At 42.5% G+C, this 2,984-nt stretch carries 2 protein-coding genes and 2 pseudogenes; 1 reads left to right on the top strand and 3 read right to left on the bottom strand.

What is annotated here, in order from left to right:
- Window positions 1–25: 25 nt before the first annotated feature.
- Window positions 26–973 (top strand): annotated as a pseudogene (locus NWP21_RS10240) (AAA-like domain-containing protein); the annotation flags it as partial.
- 70 nt (window positions 974–1,043) lie between these two features.
- Here the strand turns inward: NWP21_RS10240 and NWP21_RS10235 are convergent.
- From NWP21_RS10235 to NWP21_RS10225, 3 genes and pseudogenes are all read right to left on the bottom strand, one after another.
- The gene (locus NWP21_RS10235; RefSeq protein WP_280792613.1) at window positions 1,044–1,250 is read right to left on the bottom strand and encodes a type II toxin-antitoxin system HicA family toxin; all 207 of its coding nucleotides are present in this window, start codon (window positions 1,248–1,250) and stop codon (window positions 1,044–1,046) included.
- Between the two features lie 14 nt (window positions 1,251–1,264).
- A complete protein-coding gene (locus NWP21_RS10230; protein ID WP_280792614.1) occupies window positions 1,265–1,468 on the bottom strand; it encodes a type II toxin-antitoxin system HicB family antitoxin in 204 nt (67 codons plus the stop codon).
- A gap of 417 nt (window positions 1,469–1,885) precedes the next feature.
- Window positions 1,886–2,984 (bottom strand): annotated as a pseudogene (locus tag NWP21_RS10225) (hypothetical protein); the annotation flags it as partial.

Genomic DNA, 2,984 nt, shown 5'->3' with positions numbered 1-2,984 from the left:
CAAATCAACCTATACTTAAACTTTTATGACTAAATGGTTTAACACCGCTGGCCCTTGTAAGCCAAATATCCACTATACTTTACCCACCAGTGAACGATTACCCCAATTAAAACGCCTGATTGAGCAAGAGAATTACTTTGTGATCCATGCACCCAGACAAACCGGTAAAACTACTGCCATGCTTACCCTAGCACAGGAGTTAACAGCCAGTGGTAAATATACCGCCGTGTTACTATCCTTAGAAGTGGGTGCAGTATTTCCCCATGATCCTGGAACTGCTGAAAGAGCAATTTTAGATGAGTGGAAACAGTCGGTTAAATTTCGCCTACCAACTAATCTACAGCCCACTACATGGCCAGAAGTGGGTACTGGTTCCCAAATTGGCACATTTTTAAGCACTTGGGCAACTGATTCACCCTTACCCCTGGTGGTATTCTTAGATGAAATTGACGCTTTAAGTGATGAAACTTTAATTTCTGTATTGCGCCAATTACGCTCTGGTTATCCCAATCGCCCCCAAGGTTTCCCCCAATGCGTAGCGTTAATTGGGATGCGGGATGTACGTGATTATAAGGTAGCTTCCGGTGGTAGCGATAGGTTAAATATTTCTAGTCCCTTTAATATCAAGGTGCGCTCTCTGACTTTAAGTAATTTTACTTTAGAAGATGTTGCTAAATTATACGAAAAACACACTCAAGCCACAGGGCAAATATTTACCGCCGAAGCTATTAACCACGCTTACTATTTAACACAGGGTCAACCTTGGTTAGTTAATGCGATCGCCCGTCAGGTTACGGAATATTTAGCGGAAGATGTAAATATTCCCATCACTGTAGACTTAATCAATCAAGCCAAAGATATCTTAATTCAAAGGCAGGACACCCATTTAGATAGTTTAGCCGAGCGACTGCGGGAAGATAGGGTAAAAGGAATTATAGAACCTATTTTATCTGGGGAAGAGTTAGGCAATGTTATTGAAATTCAAGCGTTTCAAGGCTTCCCCCTGCTCCCTGCTATATCTAGTCTGGGAGAGCCAGAAAAGTTTATGGAGATTTCCATTCTTCCTCTGGGATCATAGCTGTAATCATAATGTTACGTAATGTTCCAGTAGGTAAATCTCGCCCTCGATGATAAGGCACAATAACCTGAGCATCCTGATATCCGCCACGCCATTTCTTATGACTACCTTTCTGAGAGATCAGTTCAAAGCCATACTTGCGTAATATGCGCTCAACCTCGTCAGCATTCATTCTCCTGAGCCGAGTCATCCGACTATAACCTCGCAGATTAATGCTCCAGGTAAAAGTTCAATGGTATCAGGCTGCAAATAAAGCTCAATGGCTTCCCGTATATTGTTAAGAGCCTCCTCTTGTGTCATACCAGCAGATGTGCATCCAGGCAACTCTGGACACCAAATTGCCCATTCCCTCGTCTCTGGATCGGGTTCAAGTATGACTCGCCACTTCATAGTTTTAGACATCTTATAGAACTAACTTAAGATCATAGCAGAACAGACAAGAAAAACTTATAGACATTAGATGTTGTTTGATAAGTTTTCAGCCGTAATTTTTATCACTGTTCGAGTGGGAAAAATCCCCGACTTCTTAGAGAAGTCGTGGATCTTGTGTTTTGTGGCACTGTAAAGTTTTAGACCTTTAAACTGTAGACTTAATCAATCAAGCTAAAGATATAGCAACCGCCAAGGTAATTAGGACATTCACTATTCACTATTCCCTATCCCCTATTCCCTGTTCCCTGTTCCCTTAAAACCATAATGATGATGTCCTAACCAATATGTCCGTTGCTATATCTTATAGCAACCACCTTGGCGGTTGCTATAGTCAGAAGTCGGGGATATGAGTAACGGTCACCGGTCAACCGTCATCTATATTACGGTGCTAAACTGAGTTAAATATGCTTGTATCTGGGTTAAATCCCTGGTAGCATCAGAGGCGATCGCACCTTCAATTAATCTCTCACTGGGGAAAGCAGTAGAACCAAACAGATGGCGTACTATCATAATGCCATCGGAAAGGGCTTTGATTTCTTCATTCCCGTCAATATCTAGATATTTGTTATCTACTCCTTGTTGTAAGTAGGCTTGAATTTCTCCTAGGTTGCGAGTAGCGTTAGAAGCGATCGCAGCTTCAGTTAATTTTTCACCAGGGAAAGCAGCAGAACCAAACAGATGGCGTATTATCATAATGCCATCGGAAAGGGCTTTGATTTCTCCATTCCCGTCAATATCAAAATTCCACTCCTGCTTACTGACTAAAATCGGGTCTGCTTCTAGGTTATAATCAGGGGCTAAATTATCGGAAGTAAAATTAAGTTGAGTTCCAGCAAAGTTACCAGTGGTGCTAAAGTTAAAATCTCCTAACTTTAACGGTAGGGTTTGGTTAGGCCAGTTACCAGCAAACTCAGCATACCCAAATTGGATAAACTTGTTAGTATTCGGGTCGTTGTCAAAGTCACTACTATCATCTCGGTCTGATAGGGGAACAAATAGATTATTACTGAAGAGGTTGTCTGCATTTTGGAATGCCAGTTCATTAGAGTTATAATGCAGCCGCAGACTAAGACCAGTCAGGGTATTATCACCAGTAGAGGTGTTATAGAACAGGGGAATAGATACATTACCACCCGGAAAGACCATTAAATTATCTAATGATGTAATTTGTTGGCGATCGCCCTGCACCGGTGGTTTATCATCATTTTGAATAGTCCCCGTAGCAGTAGCAGTAGTAATAGTAGCGTTACTGGGGTTAGATAGGGTAACAGTAAAGGTTTCTTCTAGTTCTATTTCCGTGTCACCACTGACATTGACTGTAATTAGTTGAGATGTAATCCCTGGTGCAAAGGTGACCGTACCCGTGGGGAGGGATGCGCCAAAGTCCGCGGCGTTAGCGGGGTTGCTTCCGGTACCCGTCACCGCCCAATTAGCAGTGCTGATACCTGTGGTATTTCCTGTGCGGGTAACTGTG

It is taken from the genome of Anabaenopsis sp. FSS-46, assembly GCF_029891665.1.
Taxonomy (GTDB): Bacteria; Cyanobacteriota; Cyanobacteriia; order Cyanobacteriales; family Nostocaceae; genus Anabaenopsis; species Anabaenopsis arnoldii.
Note: the sequence above shows the minus strand (reverse complement) of the source record. Positions and strands in the feature narration are given on the sequence as shown.

Bases quoted from the DNA above. Each gene is read 5' to 3' on its own strand.
- NWP21_RS10235 (WP_280792613.1), bottom strand. From the start codon at position 1,250: ATGAATGCTGACGAGGTTGAGCGCATATTACGCAAGTATGGCTTTGAA.
- NWP21_RS10230 (WP_280792614.1), bottom strand. From the start codon at position 1,468: ATGAAGTGGCGAGTCATACTTGAACCCGATCCAGAGACGAGGGAATGG.